Source organism: Cronobacter dublinensis subsp. dublinensis LMG 23823, from assembly GCF_001277235.1.
Classification (GTDB): domain Bacteria; phylum Pseudomonadota; class Gammaproteobacteria; order Enterobacterales; family Enterobacteriaceae; genus Cronobacter; species Cronobacter dublinensis.
On sequence record NZ_CP012266.1, the window covers coordinates 348,507 to 368,399 of the forward strand.

A 19,893-nucleotide genomic window follows, 5' to 3' on the forward strand; every position below is an offset into this window, starting at 1 on the left:
GCTCCGGCACTGTGTAAATCGCAATGAAATGGTTTAAGCGTGATAGCAACAGGTATTGCGAAAAGTGTTCCACTTTTCGGTCAACAAAATGGTGCTGCATAAACTGTCCCTTCGATGGACAGAGTGGGTCGACTTGTCAGCGAGCTGAGGAACCCTATGGTTTACTCCTATACCGAGAAAAAACGTATTCGTAAGGATTTTGGTAAACGTCCACAAGTTCTGGATGTTCCCTATCTCCTTTCTATCCAGCTTGACTCGTTCCAGAAATTTATCGAGCAAGATCCTGAAGGTCAGTACGGTCTGGAAGCGGCTTTCCGCTCCGTATTCCCGATTCAGAGCTACAGCGGCAATTCGGAACTGCAATACGTCAGCTACCGTCTTGGCGAACCGGTGTTTGATGTTAAAGAATGCCAAATCCGTGGCGTGACCTATTCGGCACCGCTGCGCGTTAAGCTGCGTCTGGTGATCTACGAGCGCGAAGCGCCGGAAGGCACCGTTAAAGACATCAAAGAGCAAGAAGTTTACATGGGCGAAATCCCGCTCATGACCGATAACGGTACCTTTGTTATTAACGGTACTGAGCGTGTTATCGTTTCTCAGCTGCACCGCAGCCCGGGCGTCTTCTTTGACAGCGACAAGGGTAAAACCCACTCCTCTGGTAAGGTGCTGTATAACGCACGCATCATTCCTTACCGTGGCTCCTGGCTGGACTTCGAATTCGATCCGAAAGACAACCTGTTTGTCCGTATCGACCGTCGTCGTAAGCTGCCGGCAACTATCATCCTGCGCGCGCTGGATTACACCACTGAGCAGATCCTTGACCTGTTCTTTGAAAAAGTGGTCTTCGAAATCCGCGATAACAAACTGCAGATGGAGCTGATTCCGGAGCGTCTGCGTGGTGAAACCGCGTCCTTTGATATCGAAGCAAACGGCAAAATCTACGTAGAAAAAGGCCGTCGTATCACTGCACGTCACATTCGCCAGCTCGAAAAAGACGAAATCAAACATATCGAAGTACCGGTGGAATACATCGCCGGTAAAGTTGCGGCGAAAGATTATGTGGACGCTTCCACTGGCGAGCTGATTTGCCCGGCCAACATGGAGCTGTCCCTGGATCTGCTGGCGAAACTGAGCCAGTCTGGTCACAAACGTATCGAGACGCTGTTCACCAACGACCTCGACCACGGCCCGTACATGTCTGAGACAGTACGCGTCGACCCGACCACCGATCGCCTGAGCGCGCTGGTTGAAATCTACCGCATGATGCGTCCTGGCGAGCCGCCGACGCGTGAAGCGGCAGAAAGCCTGTTTGAGAACCTGTTCTTCTCCGAAGATCGTTACGATCTTTCTGCGGTAGGCCGCATGAAGTTCAACCGCTCTCTGCTGCGTGACGAGATCGAAGGTTCCGGTATCCTGAGCAAAGCTGACATCATCGACGTGATGAAAAAGCTCATCGATATCCGTAACGGTAAAGGCGAAGTGGACGATATTGACCACCTCGGCAACCGTCGTATCCGTTCCGTAGGCGAAATGGCGGAAAACCAGTTCCGTGTTGGTCTGGTACGTGTAGAGCGTGCGGTGAAAGAGCGTCTGTCTCTGGGCGATCTGGATACCCTGATGCCTCAGGATATGATCAACGCCAAGCCGATTTCCGCAGCGGTTAAAGAGTTCTTTGGTTCCAGCCAGCTGTCGCAGTTTATGGACCAGAACAACCCGCTGTCTGAGATCACGCACAAGCGTCGTATCTCCGCACTCGGCCCGGGCGGTCTGACCCGTGAACGTGCAGGGTTTGAAGTTCGAGACGTACACCCGACCCACTACGGTCGCGTCTGTCCTATCGAAACGCCGGAAGGTCCGAACATCGGTCTTATCAACTCCCTGTCCGTTTACGCGCAGACTAACGAATATGGCTTCCTTGAGACGCCGTACCGTAAAGTCACCGACGGCATTGTGACCGATGAAATTCATTACCTCTCCGCTATCGAAGAAGGTAACTACGTCATCGCTCAGGCGAACACCAACCTGACCGAAGAAGGCCGCTTCGCCGACGATCTGGTCACCTGCCGCAGTAAAGGCGAATCCAGCCTCTTCAGCGCAGACCAGGTTGACTATATGGACGTTTCCACCCAGCAGGTGGTTTCCGTCGGTGCGTCCCTGATCCCGTTCCTGGAACACGATGACGCCAACCGTGCATTGATGGGTGCGAACATGCAACGTCAGGCGGTTCCGACCCTGCGCGCTGATAAGCCGCTGGTAGGTACCGGTATGGAGCGTGCTGTTGCCGTTGACTCCGGCGTAACTGCCGTTGCCAAACGTGGCGGTACCGTTCAGTACGTCGATGCATCCCGTATCGTTATTAAAGTTAACGAAGACGAGATGTACCCGGGCGAAGCAGGTATCGATATCTATAACCTGACCAAATATACCCGTTCTAACCAGAACACCTGCATCAACCAGATGCCGTGTGTATCTCTGGATGAGCCGGTTGAACGCGGCGACGTGCTGGCAGACGGTCCGTCCACCGACCTCGGTGAACTGGCGCTCGGTCAGAACATGCGCGTAGCGTTCATGCCGTGGAACGGCTACAACTTCGAAGACTCCATCCTCGTTTCCGAGCGTGTGGTCCAGGAAGACCGTTTCACCACGATCCATATTCAGGAACTGGCGTGCGTGTCTCGCGACACCAAGCTGGGGCCGGAAGAGATCACCGCCGACATCCCGAACGTGGGTGAAGCTGCGCTCTCTAAACTGGATGAATCCGGTATCGTTTACATCGGTGCGGAAGTCACCGGCGGCGATATCCTGGTAGGTAAGGTAACCCCGAAAGGTGAAACCCAACTGACCCCGGAAGAGAAACTGCTGCGCGCCATCTTCGGTGAGAAAGCGTCTGACGTTAAAGACTCTTCTCTGCGTGTGCCGAACGGCGTTTCCGGTACCGTTATCGACGTTCAGGTCTTTACCCGCGATGGCGTGGAGAAAGACAAACGTGCGCTCGAAATCGAAGAGATGCAGCTCAAGCAGGCCAAAAAAGACCTGTCTGAAGAACTGCAGATCCTCGAAGCGGGCCTGTTCAGCCGTATCCGTGCGGTACTGATCGCAGGTGGCGTTGAAGCTGAGAAGCTCGACAAACTGCCGCGCGACCGTTGGCTGGAACTCGGTCTGACCGACGAAGAGAAACAAAACCAGCTGGAACAGCTGGCTGAACAGTACGACGAACTGAAGCACGAGTTTGAGAAGAAACTCGAAGCGAAACGCCGCAAAATCACTCAGGGTGACGATCTGGCGCCGGGCGTGCTGAAAATCGTTAAGGTGTATCTGGCCGTTAAACGTCAGATCCAGCCGGGCGATAAGATGGCAGGCCGTCACGGTAACAAAGGTGTTATCTCCAAGATCAACCCGATCGAAGATATGCCTTACGATGAAAACGGCACGCCGGTAGACATCGTACTGAACCCGCTGGGCGTACCGTCGCGTATGAACATCGGTCAGATCCTGGAAACTCACCTGGGTATGGCGGCGAAAGGTATCGGCGATAAGATCAACGCCATGCTGAAACGTCAGGAAGAAGTCGCGAAACTGCGCGAATTCATCCAGAAAGCTTACGACCTCGGCCAGGATGTTCGTCAGAAAGTTGACCTGAACACCTTCAGCGACGACGAAGTACTGCGTCTGGCTGAAAACCTGCGTAAAGGTATGCCTCTCGCCACGCCGGTATTCGACGGCGCGAAAGAAGCTGAAATTAAAGAGCTGCTGCAACTGGGCGACCTGCCGACTTCCGGTCAGATCACCCTGTTTGATGGCCGTACGGGGGAACAGTTCGAGCGTCCGGTAACCGTAGGTTACATGTACATGCTGAAACTGAACCACCTGGTTGACGACAAGATGCATGCTCGTTCCACCGGTTCTTACAGCCTGGTTACTCAGCAGCCGCTGGGTGGTAAGGCGCAGTTCGGTGGTCAGCGCTTCGGTGAGATGGAAGTGTGGGCGCTCGAAGCTTACGGCGCCGCCTATACCCTGCAGGAAATGCTTACCGTTAAGTCTGATGACGTCAACGGCCGTACCAAGATGTATAAGAACATCGTGGATGGCAACCATCAGATGGAACCGGGCATGCCGGAATCGTTCAACGTACTGTTGAAAGAGATTCGTTCGCTGGGCATCAACATCGAACTGGAAGACGAGTAACTCTCGCTCAAACAGGTCACTGGTGCCGGGGTAAAACCCGGCGCCAGATTGTGCTAACTCCGACGGGAGCAAATCCGTGAAAGACTTATTAAAGTTTCTGAAAGCGCAAACTAAAACCGAAGAGTTTGATGCGATCAAAATTGCTCTGGCCTCGCCAGACATGATCCGTTCATGGTCTTTCGGTGAAGTTAAGAAGCCGGAAACCATTAACTACCGTACCTTTAAACCGGAGCGCGACGGTCTGTTCTGCGCCCGTATCTTTGGGCCGGTAAAAGACTACGAGTGCCTGTGCGGTAAGTACAAGCGCCTGAAACACCGCGGTGTGATTTGTGAGAAGTGCGGCGTTGAAGTGACCCAGACTAAAGTGCGTCGTGAGCGCATGGGCCACATCGAACTGGCTTCCCCGACTGCCCACATCTGGTTCCTGAAATCTCTGCCGTCCCGTATCGGTCTGCTGCTGGATATGCCGCTGCGCGATATCGAACGTGTTCTGTATTTCGAATCTTATGTTGTTATCGAGGGCGGCATGACCAACCTCGAGCGCAGCCAGATCCTGACTGAAGAGCAGTACCTGGACGCGCTGGAAGAGTTCGGCGACGAATTCGACGCGAAAATGGGCGCCGAAGCTATTCAGGCTCTGCTGAAAAGCATGGATCTGGAAGCTGAGTGCGAGCAGCTGCGCGAAGAACTGAACGAAACCAACTCCGAAACCAAGCGTAAGAAGCTGACCAAGCGTATCAAGCTGCTGGAAGCGTTCGTACAGTCTGGCAACAAGCCGGAGTGGATGATCCTGACCGTGCTGCCGGTACTGCCGCCGGATCTGCGTCCGCTGGTTCCGCTGGATGGCGGTCGTTTCGCAACGTCGGATCTGAACGATCTGTATCGTCGCGTGATCAACCGTAACAACCGTCTGAAACGTCTGCTGGATCTGGCGGCGCCGGACATCATCGTACGCAACGAAAAACGTATGCTGCAGGAAGCGGTAGACGCCCTGCTGGATAACGGTCGTCGCGGTCGTGCGATCACCGGCTCCAACAAGCGTCCGCTGAAATCGCTGGCAGACATGATCAAAGGTAAGCAGGGTCGTTTCCGTCAGAACCTGCTCGGTAAGCGCGTGGACTACTCCGGTCGTTCCGTTATTACCGTAGGTCCGTACCTGCGTCTGCATCAGTGCGGCCTGCCGAAGAAAATGGCGCTGGAACTGTTCAAACCGTTCATCTACGGCAAGCTGGAACTGCGTGGCCTCGCCACCACCATCAAAGCCGCGAAGAAAATGGTTGAGCGCGAAGAAGCTGTCGTTTGGGATATCCTGGACGAAGTTATCCGCGAACACCCGGTACTGCTGAACCGTGCGCCGACCCTGCACCGTCTGGGTATTCAGGCGTTCGAACCGGTACTGATCGAAGGTAAAGCTATCCAGCTGCACCCGCTGGTCTGTGCGGCGTATAACGCCGACTTCGATGGTGACCAGATGGCTGTTCACGTACCGCTGACGCTGGAAGCCCAGCTCGAAGCGCGTGCGCTGATGATGTCTACCAACAACATCCTGTCTCCGGCGAACGGCGAGCCTATCATCGTTCCGTCTCAGGACGTTGTACTGGGTCTGTACTACATGACCCGTGACTGTGTTAACGCCAAAGGCGAAGGCATGGTGCTGACTGGCCCGAAAGAAGCTGAGCGTATTTACCGCGCTGGCCTGGCCTCTCTGCATGCGCGCGTTAAAGTGCGTATCACTGAATACGAAAAAGATGCTAACGGCGAATTCGTCGCGCACACCAGCCTGAAAGACACGACCGTTGGCCGTGCCATTCTGTGGATGATCGTACCGAAAGGTCTGCCTTTCTCCATCGTCAACCAGGCGCTGGGCAAGAAAGCTATCTCCAAAATGCTGAACACTTGCTACCGTATTCTGGGTCTGAAACCGACCGTTATTTTTGCGGACCAGACGATGTACACCGGCTTTGCTTATGCAGCGCGTTCAGGTGCATCCGTTGGTATTGATGACATGGTCATCCCGGAGAAAAAACACGAAATCATCTCTGAAGCGGAAGCTGAAGTTGCTGAGATCCAGGAGCAGTTCCAGTCTGGTCTGGTAACCGCGGGCGAACGTTACAACAAAGTTATCGATATCTGGGCTGCGGCGAACGATCGTGTATCCAAAGCGATGATGGATAACCTGCAGACTGAAACCGTGATTAACCGTGACGGTCAGGAAGAGCAGCAGGTTTCTTTCAACAGCATCTACATGATGGCCGACTCCGGTGCGCGTGGTTCTGCGGCACAGATTCGTCAGCTTGCCGGTATGCGTGGTCTGATGGCGAAGCCGGATGGCTCCATCATCGAAACGCCGATCACCGCGAACTTCCGTGAAGGTCTGAACGTACTCCAGTACTTCATCTCTACTCACGGTGCTCGTAAAGGTCTGGCGGATACCGCACTGAAAACCGCGAACTCCGGTTACCTGACCCGTCGTCTGGTTGACGTGGCGCAGGATCTGGTAGTGACCGAAGACGATTGCGGCACGCTGGAAGGCATCACCATGACCCCGGTTATCGAGGGTGGTGACGTTAAAGAGCCGCTGCGCGATCGCGTACTGGGTCGTGTTACTGCGGAAGATATTCTGAAGCCGGGTACGGCGGATATTCTGGTTCCACGCAACACGCTGCTGCACGAACAGTGGTGTGACATTCTGGAAGCCAACTCCGTTGACTCTGTGAAAGTGCGTTCCGTTGTATCCTGTGACACCGACTTTGGTGTGTGTGCGCACTGCTATGGTCGTGACCTGGCACGTGGCCACATCATCAACAAAGGTGAAGCCATCGGCGTTATCGCGGCACAGTCCATCGGTGAGCCGGGTACACAGCTGACGATGCGTACGTTCCACATCGGTGGTGCGGCATCTCGTGCGGCTGCTGAATCCAGCATTCAGGTGAAAAACAAAGGTAGCATCAAGCTCAGCAATGCGAAGTCTGTTGTTAACTCTTCAGGCAAGCTGGTGGTGACCTCTCGTAACACCGAGCTGAAACTTATCGACGAATTCGGCCGTACCAAAGAAAGCTATAAAGTGCCTTACGGCGCCGTTATGGCGAAAGGTGATGGTGAGCAGGTTGCTGGCGGTGAAACCGTTGCAAACTGGGATCCGCACACCATGCCGGTTATCACCGAAGTAAGTGGTTTCATCCGCTTCACTGACATGATCGACGGCCAGACCATTACTCGTCAGACCGACGAGCTGACCGGTCTGTCTTCTCTGGTAGTTCTGGATTCTGCTGAACGTACCGCGGGCGGTAAAGATCTGCGTCCTGCACTGAAAATCGTTGATGCTAACGGCAACGACGTTCTGATCCCGGGCACCGACATGCCGGCTCAGTACTTCCTGCCAGGTAAAGCAATTGTTCAGCTGGAAGATGGCGTTCAGATAAGCTCTGGTGACACCCTGGCGCGTATTCCTCAGGAATCCGGCGGTACCAAGGATATTACCGGTGGTCTGCCGCGCGTTGCTGACCTGTTCGAAGCACGTCGTCCGAAAGAGCCGGCTATCCTTGCTGAAATCAGCGGCATCATTTCCTTCGGTAAAGAAACCAAAGGGAAACGTCGTCTGGTTATCACGCCGGTAGACGGTAGCGATCCGTACGAAGAGATGATCCCGAAATGGCGTCAGCTCAACGTGTTCGAAGGCGAACGTGTAGAACGTGGTGACGTGGTTTCCGACGGTCCGGAAGCGCCGCACGACATCCTGCGTCTGCGTGGCGTTCATGCTGTAACGCGTTACATCGTTAACGAAGTGCAGGACGTTTACCGTCTGCAGGGCGTTAAGATTAACGATAAGCACATCGAAGTTATCGTTCGTCAGATGCTGCGTAAAGCCACCATCATGAACGCGGGCAGCTCCGAGTTCCTGGAAGGTGAGCAGGTTGAATACTCTCGCGTTAAGATCGCCAACCGCGATCTGGAAGCGAATGGCAAAGTCGGCGCGACTTACATGCGCGACCTGCTGGGTATCACCAAAGCGTCTCTGGCGACCGAGTCCTTCATCTCCGCGGCATCGTTCCAGGAGACGACTCGTGTGCTTACCGAAGCAGCCGTTGCGGGCAAACGCGACGAACTGCGCGGCCTGAAAGAGAACGTCATTGTAGGTCGTCTGATCCCGGCGGGTACCGGTTACGCGTACCATCAGGATCGCATGCGCCGTCGCGCTGCTGGCGAACTGCCGGCTGCACCGCAGGTGACTGCGGAAGACGCGTCTGCAAGCCTTGCAGAACTGCTGAACGCAGGTCTGGGCGGCAACGACAACGAGTAATCGTTCTTAGCCTGACTAAAAACCCGCTTCGGCGGGTTTTTTTATGCCTGAAATTCACTAAAAAGACCTCGATCGCGTTTCAGGCCGCCCGCCGTACAAGGGCCGGGCACACTCAGCGTTCTGTTCATCCACAGGGAACGCACTATGTCCATACGCACACTGATCCTCTCTTTTACGCTACTTCTGAGCGGCATAACCCAGGCCGACACCGCTTTTCGCCAGTTGCATCTCGATGAAGATAAGGCTCGCCCGCTCGATGTCGCCGTCTGGTATCCCACGGCGCAAACGGGCAAAACTGAAACGGTGGGCGACAACCCGGTTTTTGTTGGCACGCCAGCATTACGTAACGCACAGCCCGCTGGTGGCGCGCATCCGTTACTACTTCTCTCGCACGGGTATGGCGGCAACTGGCGCAACCTCAACTGGCTGGCGCAACGCATGGCGGCGCAGGGGTATATTGTCGCGGCACCCGATCATCCGGGAACAACCAGCCGCAATAAAGCGCAGCAGGATGCCTGGCAGCTCTGGCAGCGCCCGCGCGATCTGCGCCGCGTGATGAATAGGCTTATCGACAACCCCGCCATTGCTGGCGATGTGGATACCGGTCGCATTGCCGCGCTCGGCCATTCTCTGGGCGGCTGGACGGTAATGGAGCTGGCAGGCGCGCGTTTTGATGCCGGGCACTTTCAACGGGATTGTAAAAACCATGCCGTACTGTCGAGTTGTAAGCTCATCCCTGCGCTGGGTATCGATCGCCCGGCGGCATCCGGCCCGTTAATGGAAAGCCAGCGCGAGCCACGAATCAACGCGGTGGTCTCTCTCGATTTGGGGCTGGCGCGCGGTTTTACGCCCGGGAGCCTCGCTCAGCTGAATGTGCCGGTGCTTATCTTGTCCGCGCAGGCCGACAGCGACGCGCTACCCGCCCGGCTGGAGTCTGGCTATTTGCAGCGTTACATTCCGGCGGCGAAGCAGCGGGCGCAAAGCGTCACGGGCGCGACGCATTTTAGCTTTATGCAGCTCTGCAAGCCTGGCGCGAAGGCGCTGATTGAGGAACACGATCCGGGCGAAGGCATTGTGTGTGACGATGGCGGCTCGCTAAGCCGGGCAGACATTCATCAGACGCTTAGCGACACGATCAGCGCTTTTCTGCAGCAGGCGCTTGATTATCCGCCGCTGCACGACGAAACGCCGTTGGGCTCATCCCGCTCAACCGCACAAACTCACGGTTGAAGTTGGATTTGGTGGCAAACCCTGCATCCAGCATGATGCGGGTAACCGGCGCATCGGTGGTGAGCAACAGGTGTTGCGCATAGCGAATGCGAAAGCCGTTAATCCACTGCGAGACATTACAGCCACGCGTTGCATTGACGGCCCGCGAAATCTGGCGGGCGGGGATCACCCACTTGCGCGCCAGCATATCGAGCGTCAGGTCGTCATTGAGAAACAACCGCTGTTCGCCCAGGCGCGCCTCCAGCGTTTCACAAAGCGTGAGCAGATCGGTATCCACATCCGTTGCTGACTCTTCGGCGGGTGGTGGAATCGGTGTTTCGTCAGCGGCGGGAATTTTCTTGCCGCTGTAGAGGATGGCAAGGCAGATAAACGGCAGCAGTATCGCCTGGGAGACAGCAACAATGAGCGGGGCCTGCACCCCGTCATACCAGGTGAAATCGAGCATGATCGCCAGATCGGTCAGACCGCTGAAACAAAGGAACGCGCCGGCAAGAAAGGCCATTATCGACGTGCTGCGGGCATCTGTCAGCCGGGTCAGAATAAACGCATCCGCACCCCGCCAGGCTGTACGGATCAGCGCCGCGCCGTAACCGACATAGAGCAGCATCAATACGCCATCCGTCGTCATGGGCGCCATCAGATTCAGGGCAAGCGCGATGGCAGGGGGCAACAGCGAGGCGATGCGTTCAGACGCGCGGCTTTGGCCGGTTACGCAGGAAAAACAGCGCCATGCCAGCGGCGGCAGCGCAATCGCCAGCATTGACTGTAGCTGTCGGAACAGGGGCGCATCAAATTGCCAGCGCAGCGCAGTCATCAGCACCAGTAGCGCGCAGCCGGTGATAAAGGTGGCGAGCGTGCGGTAGCCGCAAGGGCGTTGCAGCCAGACCTTTGCCAGCAGCATCAGCAGCAGGGAGAGGGTATAAAACGGAACGGGAATGGCGGGCATCAGGCACCTGCGGTGACGACAGCAATCAACGAATGCCATGTTGTGCCATAAAACGCCGGGGAAAACACCTCACCCATTTTAGTCACAAAAGAAAACGCCCGGCGAACCGGGCGTCTCTAACGAGTTTCTGACAGAACTGCGTCGACATTAATTGCGCGGCGGGAGCCGGCGGTAAATCTCAATCAGGTCGCCCGCCAGATCCTGAATCACCATCGCGTTCATCAGATGATCCTGGGAGTGAACGGTAATCAGGTTAACCGGTAATTTACCGCTGCCTTCGTCGAGCCCGATAAGCTGCGTCTGGATTTTATGCGCATGCTTAACAAACTCGTGGGATTCTTCCATCGCTTTTTCGGCGCCCTCGAAGTCGCCTTTGCGGGCCAGTTGAAGAGCCGTCAGCGCCTGGCTGCGCGCGCTACCGGCATTGACCAGTAGCTCCATGATAATTGACTCTAAATCTTCCATTTGGTTATTGCTCCAGCATTTTAAGGGCTTTATCCAGCACCACATCGCCTTTCATCATGCCGTAATCCATCATATCGATAACGGCGACAGTTTTACCCAGCGGAGCGGCGATCTCCTGGAATTTCGGCTGTTCATATTTGACCTGCGGGCCAAGCAGCACGATGTCGGCGGTGCCGATAATATCTTTAAACTCCGCGACCGGAACGGCCTTAATATCCACCTCGACGCCTTTTTTCTGGGCGGCGTCTTTCATCCGTTGAACCAGCATGCTGGTGGACATTCCTGCGGCACAGCATAAAACGATATTTTTCATAATCCGCTCTCTGTGGCTGTTGTTTAGTTGATATTTATCCCCCACCTCCTGTCCCAACAACCGCTTTGATGTGATTGTGTGTTACCCATCACAAAGAAAGCCGCAAAAACGGAAACCGGTTACCAAAGCCGGTTTTTTTTGACGTCCGGTACAGAGAGTGAGGCGGGGCGGCAGAGAGAGAGCAACCAGAACCGCCCCGGCCGGCCATCCCCGACCGGCAGGCGTAGAGTAAAACCGCGCGAGGTTTCCCTCAAACGGCAAAAACGCCTTTTGCGTAACATATCGAAAGATATCGCCTGGTTTGCGTTTAGTTTCAGGGCGTTTGCGCGCTTCTTCCCAGAAAGCCGTCCCAGTCTTTCCAGACGGGCTGGAGCCCACGCTGCGCCAGGCTTGCCGCGACCTCTTCCGGACGCCGTTCGTCATGCGGCGTGAACTGCTCCAGCTCGGCATGTCCGCCGACATAGCCGCCAGGTTGCGTGCGGGAAAACGCGCTCACGGTGTTAATGGCGATCGGGACGACGTTATCGCGAAAATGCGGCGATTCGCGGGTGGAGAGTGAGAGCTCCACCTCGGGGGCCAGCAGCCTGAATGCGCAGATAAGCTGCACCAGCTGGCGTTCATCCATCACCGATGCGGGCTGAATGCCGCCCGCGCAGGGGCGCAGACGCGGAAACGACACCGAATAGCGGCTTTGCCAGTAGCGCTGTTGCAGCCAGAGCAAGTGCTCCGCCACCAGATAATTATCGGTACGCCAGCAGTCGGAAAGGCCCGTCAGCGCGCCAAGCCCGATACGATCAATGCCCGCCTGCCCAAGCCGGTCCGGCGTCTCCAGCCGCCAGAAGAAGTCCTGCTTATGGCCCCGCAGGTGGTGCTTCGCGTAGACCGCCTCATGGTATGTCTCCTGATACACCAGCACGCCGTCGAGGCCGAGCGTTTTCAGTTCGGCATAGTCCGCCTGTGACAGCGGCTGCACTTCCATTTGCAATGAGGCGAACTGACGGCGAATCGCTGGCAGGTGACGACGAAAATAGTCCATGCCCACTTTGTTCTGATGTTCGCCCGTCACCAGCAGCAGATGTTCAAAGCCCATCGCTTTAATGGCCGCGCACTCGCGCGCTATCTCTTCGTCATTCAGCGTCTTGCGCTTAATGCGGTTGCTCATGGAGAAGCCGCAATAGGTACATTCATTGGCACAAAGATTAGAAAGATAAAGCGGGAGATAAAAACTCACGGTGTTGCCAAAGCGCTGGCGGGTGAGCTGCTGCGCGCGCTGCGCCAGCGGCTCGAGATATTCCAGCGCTGCAGGAGAGAGCAGCGCCATCATGTCTTCTCTGTCTGGATGCGAAGCGGCGAGCGCCCGCGCCACGTCGCGTCCGGTTTTGCTGTGAATGCGCAGGCGGATGTCATCCCAGTCGAGCGTGCGCCAGCGGTCAGTAAAGGTTTTCATGCCCGCGCCTCCAGAAAGCCGGTCAGCGGGCTGGTGGCCTGCGCCTGCGTGGTACGTGCGCCGAGCCCGGCTTCATACCCGGTGCGGCCCGCCTCGACCGCCTGACGGAATGCCCGCGCCATCGCCACCGGATCGCGCGCTACGGCGATTGCCGTGTTGACCAGCACAGCGTCGGCCCCCATCTCCAGCGCCTCGGCGGCGTGGCTCGGCGCCCCAATGCCCGCATCCACCACGACCGGCACCGTCGCCTGCGTGATGATAATTTCCAGCAGCGCCCGCGTCTGCAGTCCCTGATTCGAGCCAATCGGCGCGCCCAGCGGCATCACGGCCGCGCAGCCCGCTTCTTCAAGACGCTTACAGAGCACCGGATCGGCGCCGCAGTACGGCAGCACTACAAACCCCTGCGCGACCAGTTTCTCTGCCGCCCGCAGCGTCTCTATCGGGTCCGGCAGCAGCCAGCGGGCGTCGGGGTGGATCTCAAGCTTGATCCAGTGGGTGCCCAGCGCCTCGCGGGCGAGCTGCGCAGCGAAAATCGCCTCTTCGGCGGTTTTGGCGCCGGAGGTATTCGGTAGCAGCGCCACGCCTGCATCCTGCAATGGCGCCAGCAGGGCGTCATCGCGGCGCATCAGATCCACGCGCTTCATGGCGAGCGTGGCCAGCTCGCTGCCGCTTTCGCGCAGCGCCGCCAGCATCAGCGCGGATGACGCAAATTTACCGGTGCCGGTAAACAGGCGTGAATGAAAGGTTTTATCTGCAATACGTAACATCTCAGCCTCCTGCGATAACCTGAAATAACATCAGGCTGTCGCCTTCCTGCAATGCATAATCGGGCCACTGGCTGCGCGGCAGAATGGTCTGGTTGACCGCGAGCGCCGTACCTGGCCTGTCGAGTTTTAACTGTTCCAGCAGCTGCGCTGCGCTGAGTCCCTCGACGCACTGCATCGCCTCATCGTTCAGTTCAATGCGCATGCTTGCCTCCGCAAACCGGGCAGTCCGCGGCGCGCTGTAGCGTCAGGGTGCGCCAGTGGCTGGCGCGCGCGTCGAACAGGCGCAGCTCGCCGTGGCTGGGCGTCACCCCGCACAGCAGCTTAATGGCTTCCAGCGCCTGTAGCGTGCCCATCAGGCCGGTGACCGGGCCGAGTACGCCTGCGGTGCGGCAGTTGCGCTCCGGCTCGCTGTCATCAGGCCACAGGCAGCGGTAACAGCCGTACTCAAAAGGCGGCGTAAACGTGGCGATTTGCCCGCCCATGCCGACCGCACTGGCCGTGATAAGCGGCGTGGCGTGCGCCACGCAGGCGGCATTGATGGCCTGGCGCGTTGTCATGTTGTCGCTGCAGTCGAGCACCAGATCGACACCGGAGACCGCCTCATGCAGCGCATCCCCCTCAAGCCGCTGGTTCAAAGCCACCGTTTCAATCGCTGGGTTGAGCGTTTTTAAACGGCGCATCGCCGCGAGCGATTTCGGCTGCCCGATATCCCCGACGCCAAACAGGATCTGGCGCTGGAGATTGCTGATGTGTACCGCGTCGTCATCGGCAAGCCATAGCGTGCCAACGCCCGCGCCTGCGAGATACATCGCGGCGGGCGAGCCGAGCCCGCCCATGCCCACGATCAACACGCGGCTCGCCAGCAGCGTTTGCTGGCCTTCAATGGCGATATCCTCCAGCAGCAGCTGGCGGCTGTAGCGCATAAAATCCGCGTCATTCATCGCCCACCCCCGCGAGTTCCAGTAACTGTTGCGTCGCGGCGCGCCAGTCGGCTGCCTGCGTAATGGCGCTCACCACCGCAATGCTGCCGACGCCCGTTTTCAGCACCGCAGGCGCGCGCGCAAGGCTGATGCCGCCGATGGCGACGGTCGGATAGTCGCCGAGCCGTTGCACGTGTGCGGCCAGTTGCGCCAGCCCTTGCGGGGCGGAGGGCATCTGTTTGGTCTGAGTGGGGAAAACGTGGCCGAGCGCGATATAAGAGGGGCGCACCGCAAGCGCCACGTCGATTTCCATATCGTCATGGGTGGAGACGCCAAGCCGCAGCCCGGCGGCGCGGATAGCGTTGAGGTCGGCGGTTTGCAGATCTTCCTGGCCAAGATGGACGCCATAGGCCTGATGTTTTATCGCCAGCCGCCAGTAGTCATTAATAAACAGCCGGGCGTGATAGCGTTTTCCGAGGTCGATGGCGGCGCGGACATCCGCTTCGACACCGGCATCGGTTTTATCTTTGATACGCAGCTGTAGCGTGCGCACGCCCGCCTCCAGCAGACGCGCAATCCACTCGACGCTGTCCACTACCGGATAAAGCCCCAGGCGGCGCGGTACAGGGGCGAAAAGCGGCTCCATCATTCCACTTCCTCCTGACGCAGATAGATGTCGCCGCCGCGGGCGCGAAAGTGGGTAGACATATCCGCCATCCCGGCATCGATGGCCTGCTGCGCGGCGTAATCACGCACCTCCTGCGTGATTTTCATCGAGCAGAATTTCGGACCGCACATAGAGCAGAAGTGCGCCACTTTGCCGGATTCCTGCGGCAGCGTCTCGTCGTGATACGCGCGGGCGGTGAAAGGATCAAGCGCCAGGTTGAACTGATCTTCCCAGCGGAATTCGAAGCGTGCTTTCGACATCGCGTTGTCGCGGATCTGCGCGCCCGGATGCCCTTTCGCCAGGTCGGCGGCATGGGCGGCGATTTTATAGGTGATCAGCCCCTGCTTCACATCTTCTTTGTTCGGCAGGCCGAGGTGCTCTTTTGGCGTCACGTAGCAGAGCATGGCGCAGCCGAACCAGCCTATCATCGCCGCGCCGATGCCCGACGTGAAGTGATCGTAGCCCGGCGCGATGTCGGTGGTAAGCGGCCCGAGGGTGTAGAAGGGCGCTTCATGGCAGTGCTCAAGCTCTTCAGTCATGTTGCGGCGGATCATCTGCATCGGCACGTGGCCGGGGCCTTCAATCATCACCTGCACGTCATATTCCCAGGCGATTTTCGTCAGTTCGCCGAGCGTGTGGAGTTCGGCGAACTGCGCCTCGTCGTTGGCGTCCTGGATAGAGCCCGGGCGCAGCCCGTCGCCGAGCGATAGCGACACATCATAGGCGGCGCAAATTTCGCAGATTTCGCGGAAGTGTTCGTAGAGAAAGTTTTCTTTATGGTGCGAAAGGCACCATTTCGCCATGATCGAGCCGCCGCGCGAGACGATACCCGTCAGGCGTTTCGCGGTCATCGGTACGTAGCGCAGCAGCACGCCAGCGTGAATGGTGAAGTAATCGACGCCCTGTTCGGCCTGCTCCAGCAGCGTGTCGCGGAACATCTCCCAGCTGAGATCTTCGGCGATCCCGTTGGCCTTCTCCAGCGCCTGATAGATCGGGACGGTGCCGATCGGCACCGGGCTGTTGCGCAGGATCCATTCGCGGGTTTCGTGAATATAGCGCCCGGTGGAGAGGTCCATGACCGTATCGGCGCCCCAGCGGGTGGCCCAGACCAGCTTCTCAACCTCTTCTTCAATCGACGACGTCACCGCCGAATTGCCGATATTCGCATTCACCTTCACCAGAAAGTTGCGGCCGATAATCATCGGCTCCGATTCCGGGTGGTTGATGTTAGCAGGGATAATGGCGCGCCCGGCGGCCACTTCGTCACGCACAAATTCCGGCGTGATGTTATCCGGCAGACGCGCGCCGAAACCAACGCCCGGATGCTGCTGGCGCAGTACCCCGGAGCGAATGCGCTCGCGCCCCATGTTTTCGCGAATGGCGATGAACTCCATTTCCGGCGTTACGATGCCCTGGCGGGCGTAGTGCAGCTGCGTGACGCGTTTACCCGGCTGCGCGCGCTTCGGCGTCAGCAGACCGTGAAAACGCAGATCGTCGAGCCCGTCGTCAGCGAGACGCTCACGGGTATAGGCGGAGCTGCGCGCGCTCAGAGTTTCGGTGTCGTTGCGGGCGTCTATCCAGCGGCTGCGCAGCTTTTCCAGCCCTTCGCGTACGTCGATGCGCACGGCCGGATCGCCATAGGGACCAGAGGTGTCATAAACCGGCACCGGCTCGTTGGGTTCAACGTGCGGGTTTTCTTTCGTGCCGCCCGTAAGCGTTGGACTCAGGCGGATTTCACGCATCGGCACGCGAATATCTTCGCGCGAGCCGGTGAGGTAGATGCGGTGCGAATTGGGGAAAGCGGTGCCTTCCAGCGTGTCGATGAAGCGTTGTGCGGCGGCGCGCTGTTCGCGGCGGCCTGGTTTGTTTGATACAGACATAGCGCATTCCAGTTAACGGTCAGGAAGTGGCTTGTCAGAACAACGGAGGAGTAATGGAGATGCGCCCGCGCCGCGTTTGCAGACGTTCAGGGGCGGCAGACGGCACCCTGAGCGGGGCATAATGGAATTACTCTTGTTCCCTTCGCAGGTATTAACCTGATCAGGTTCCGCGGATCCCGAATTAACGGTCTCAGCCCGTGCTCGCGCACTGGGCACTCCGACAAGATAAACCCCGCAACAGGCGCGGGGACGTGATTAAACTACTCGCGAATCAGTGCAAACTCAAGCCGGACGCGCGAGACCGGCTTCGTCATTGGCGCTTTCGCTCAGGTTGTTGTCAAACGCCAGCAGGATGAGCTGGTCTTCCAGCGCGAAACGGGCGGCGAGCGCCTCGCCGATGCCGGAAAGCGCTTCCTGAAACTCCATGCAGTTATCGTGGTCGATAGCGCTTTCCAGATGGGTATCGTAGAAATCCATGATTTGCTGGGTGTTGGCTTCCAGCTGCGGATAGATTTGCGTGGCGGCGACCAGCGGGCTGGTGCCTTCCATTTCGCTGATGACGCGTTCGTAAATATTAAAGTGGCCGGCGGAGAGATAATCCACCAGACAGTGACAAAAATCGTCCAGCGCCTGTTCATCCAGCGCGGTTAGCGGCTCCTTGCCGGGTTTGATGCCGACCATCTTGTAATAGGTGACTAACAGATGGTTGCGGGCGCCAAGCCAACGATCAACTAACTCATTACTCCCACCAACGCGTTCCGTCAGACTTTTTAGCTGGTTTAGCATGATCGACTCCATGAGATATAAGATGTAAAAACGCAAATGACCCAAAATATGTAAGAACAATGTTAATAACGTGCCAGTGACGCAGAGGTAGCGCAATCAATTATGGAACGTACTCTAGAAAATTTAGACCATGGCTGGTGGATAGTCAGCCATGAACAGAAATTATGGCTGCCAAAAGCGGAATTACCTTACGGTCAGGCAGCGGATTTTGGTCTGGCGGGTGAAAAAGCGCTGCAAATTGGCACCTGGGAAGACGCGCCCGTGTGGCTGGTGCTCCAGAAGCGCGATAACGACATGGCCTCGGTGCGCCAGCTTATCGATCTTGATGCCGGGCTGTTCCAGCTGGCGGGGCGGGGCGTTCAGCTCGCCGAGTTTTACCGCTCGCATAAATTTTGCGGCTACTGCGGTCATGAGATGCACCCGAGTAAAACCGAATGGGCAATGCTCTGCGGGCATTGTCGCGAGCGCTACTACCCCCAAATTGCGCCATGCATCATTGTGGCTATTCGCCGCGAGGATAAAATTTTGCTGGCGCAACACACGCGTCATCGCAACGGCGTCTACACCGTGCTGGCCGGTTTTGTCGAGGTGGGCGAAACGCTGGAGCAGGCGGTGGCGCGCGAGGTGATGGAAGAGAGCAGCATTCGCGTCAAAAATCTGCGCTACGTGACCTCCCAGCCCTGGCCGTTCCCGCAATCGCTGATGACCGCCTTTACCGCGGACTACGACAGCGGCGACATCAAAATCGATCCGAAAGAGCTCATCGACGCGGGCTGGTATCGCTACGACCAGCTGCCGCTGCTGCCCGCGCCGGGCACCGTGGCGCGCCGCCTGATAGAAGATACCGTGGCGCGCTGCCGGGCAGACTACGAATGACGTGGTACAATGGCGCCCTGTCGCTTGAGGAATAAGAAAAATGACCGAACTGAAAAACGATCGTTACCTGCGCGCCCTGCAACGCCAGCCTGTAGACGTCACCCCGGTGTGGATGATGCGTCAGGCCGGGCGTTATCTGCCGGAATATAAGGCCACCCGCGCGCAGGCGGGCGATTTTATGTCGCTTTGTAAAAATGCCGAGCTGGCGTGTGAAGTGACGCTACAGCCGCTGCGCCGCTATCCGCTCGATGCGGCGATCCTCTTTTCGGACATTCTGACCATTCCGGATGCGATGGGGCTGGGACTCTATTTTGAAGCGGGTGAAGGCCCACGTTTTACCTCGCCGATTACAGGCAAAGCGGACGTCGAAAAGCTGCCGGTGCCGGACCCGGAGCAGGAGCTCGGTTACGTGATGAATGCGGTGCGCACGATCCGCCGCGAGCTGAAAGGCGAAGTGCCGCTGATTGGCTTCTCCGGTAGCCCGTGGACGCTCGCCACCTACATGGTGGAAGGCGGCAGCAGCAAAGCGTTTACCGTTATCAAGAAAATGATGTACGCCGAGCCGCAAACCCTGCATCTGCTGCTCGATAAGCTCGCGAAAAGCGTCACGCTCTACCTGAACGCCCAAATCCGCGCGGGCGCGCAGTCGGTGATGATTTTCGATACCTGGGGCGGCGTGCTGACCGGGCGCGACTATCAGCAGTTTTCACTCTATTACATGCATAAAATCGTCGACGGGCTGCTGCGTGAAAACGAAGGCCGCCGCGTACCGGTGACGCTGTTTACCAAAGGCGGCGGTCAGTGGCTGGAGGCGATTGCAGACACTGGCTGCGACGCGCTGGGGCTGGACTGGACGACCGATATCGCCGATGCGCGCCGTCGCGTCGGGCATAAGGTCGCGCTGCAGGGCAACATGGATCCTTCGATGCTTTACGCCGCGCCTGCCCGCATTGAAGAAGAAGTGGCGTCTATACTTGCTGGTTTCGGTAAAGGGGAAGGCCATGTGTTCAACCTGGGGCATGGCATTCATCAGGATGTGCCTCCGGAACATGCGGGGGCCTTCGTCGAGGCGGTTCACCGCTTATCGGCGCCTTATCATCTGTAAGGAGTC

15 protein-coding genes and 1 riboswitch are annotated in these 19,893 nt (G+C 57.7%); of the genes, 5 read left to right on the top strand and 10 right to left on the bottom strand.

The genetic code is table 11. The features are described from left to right. The first annotated feature begins 156 nt into the window (after window positions 1-156). From rpoB to AFK67_RS01665, 3 genes are all read left to right on the top strand, one after another. Window positions 157-4,185 (top strand): DNA-directed RNA polymerase subunit beta, encoded by a 4,029-nt coding sequence (gene rpoB, locus AFK67_RS01655; protein ID WP_038884326.1) that lies wholly within the window; start codon window positions 157-159, stop codon window positions 4,183-4,185. 76 nt (window positions 4,186-4,261) lie between these two features. After that, window positions 4,262-8,485, top strand: coding sequence for a DNA-directed RNA polymerase subunit beta' (gene rpoC / locus AFK67_RS01660; protein WP_007754816.1), 4,224 nt, complete (start codon window positions 4,262-4,264; stop codon window positions 8,483-8,485). 144 nt (window positions 8,486-8,629) lie between these two features. Next, the gene (locus AFK67_RS01665; protein ID WP_032967462.1) at window positions 8,630-9,715 is read left to right on the top strand and encodes an alpha/beta hydrolase family protein; all 1,086 of its coding nucleotides are present in this window, start codon (window positions 8,630-8,632) and stop codon (window positions 9,713-9,715) included. Here AFK67_RS01665 and AFK67_RS01670 read toward each other — a convergent pair. From AFK67_RS01670 to AFK67_RS01715, 10 genes are all read right to left on the bottom strand, one after another. Next, window positions 9,621-10,700 (bottom strand): helix-turn-helix domain-containing protein, encoded by a 1,080-nt coding sequence (locus AFK67_RS01670; RefSeq protein ID WP_235047937.1) that lies wholly within the window; start codon window positions 10,698-10,700, stop codon window positions 9,621-9,623. The genes AFK67_RS01665 and AFK67_RS01670 overlap by 95 nt on opposite strands. A 108-nt stretch (window positions 10,701-10,808) precedes the next feature. Beyond that, window positions 10,809-11,126: a PTS lactose/cellobiose transporter subunit IIA gene (locus tag AFK67_RS01675; protein WP_038884329.1), complete on the bottom strand. Its 318-nt coding sequence runs from the start codon at window positions 11,124-11,126 to the stop codon at window positions 10,809-10,811. A gap of 4 nt (window positions 11,127-11,130) precedes the next feature. After that, the gene (locus tag AFK67_RS01680; RefSeq protein ID WP_007727278.1) at window positions 11,131-11,439 is read right to left on the bottom strand and encodes a PTS sugar transporter subunit IIB; all 309 of its coding nucleotides are present in this window, start codon (window positions 11,437-11,439) and stop codon (window positions 11,131-11,133) included. 313 nt (window positions 11,440-11,752) lie between these two features. Then, window positions 11,753-12,886: a 2-iminoacetate synthase ThiH gene (gene thiH / locus AFK67_RS01685; RefSeq protein ID WP_007727270.1), complete on the bottom strand. Its 1,134-nt coding sequence runs from the start codon at window positions 12,884-12,886 to the stop codon at window positions 11,753-11,755. Further along, the gene (gene thiG, locus AFK67_RS01690; RefSeq protein ID WP_032967460.1) at window positions 12,883-13,653 is read right to left on the bottom strand and encodes a thiazole synthase; all 771 of its coding nucleotides are present in this window, start codon (window positions 13,651-13,653) and stop codon (window positions 12,883-12,885) included. The genes thiH and thiG overlap by 4 nt, the downstream gene beginning before the upstream one ends. Window position 13,654: 1 nt before the next feature. After that, window positions 13,655-13,855, bottom strand: a complete 201-nt coding sequence (thiS, locus tag AFK67_RS01695; protein WP_032967459.1) for a sulfur carrier protein ThiS — start codon at window positions 13,853-13,855, stop codon at window positions 13,655-13,657. Beyond that, window positions 13,845-14,594: a HesA/MoeB/ThiF family protein gene (locus AFK67_RS01700; RefSeq protein ID WP_038884332.1), complete on the bottom strand. Its 750-nt coding sequence runs from the start codon at window positions 14,592-14,594 to the stop codon at window positions 13,845-13,847. Before AFK67_RS01700 ends, thiS begins: the two co-directional genes overlap by 11 nt. Continuing rightward, on the bottom strand, window positions 14,587-15,222 hold the full coding sequence (gene thiE, locus AFK67_RS01705) for a thiamine phosphate synthase (protein ID WP_038884335.1): 636 nt from the start codon (window positions 15,220-15,222) through the stop codon (window positions 14,587-14,589). Before thiE ends, AFK67_RS01700 begins: the two co-directional genes overlap by 8 nt. Continuing rightward, complete coding sequence (gene thiC / locus AFK67_RS01710) at window positions 15,219-17,120, bottom strand: phosphomethylpyrimidine synthase ThiC (protein WP_007727265.1); 1,902 nt, start codon at window positions 17,118-17,120, stop codon at window positions 15,219-15,221. The genes thiE and thiC overlap by 4 nt, the downstream gene beginning before the upstream one ends. A gap of 120 nt (window positions 17,121-17,240) precedes the next feature. Beyond that, window positions 17,241-17,350: riboswitch (TPP riboswitch) on the bottom strand. Between the two features lie 52 nt (window positions 17,351-17,402). Then, a complete protein-coding gene (locus AFK67_RS01715) occupies window positions 17,403-17,906 on the bottom strand; it encodes an Rsd/AlgQ family anti-sigma factor (protein WP_007754852.1) in 504 nt (167 codons plus the stop codon). Window positions 17,907-18,008: 102 nt separating this feature from the next. On the opposite strand from AFK67_RS01715, the gene nudC reads away from it, so the two are divergent. Both nudC and hemE read left to right on the top strand, forming a co-directional pair. Further along, window positions 18,009-18,782, top strand: coding sequence for an NAD(+) diphosphatase (nudC, locus tag AFK67_RS01720; protein WP_007718556.1), 774 nt, complete (start codon window positions 18,009-18,011; stop codon window positions 18,780-18,782). Window positions 18,783-18,822: 40 nt separating this feature from the next. Continuing rightward, entirely contained in the window at window positions 18,823-19,887 is a 1,065-nt protein-coding gene (gene hemE, locus AFK67_RS01725) for a uroporphyrinogen decarboxylase (protein WP_007718557.1), read from the top strand. Window positions 19,888-19,893: the final 6 nt, after the last annotated feature.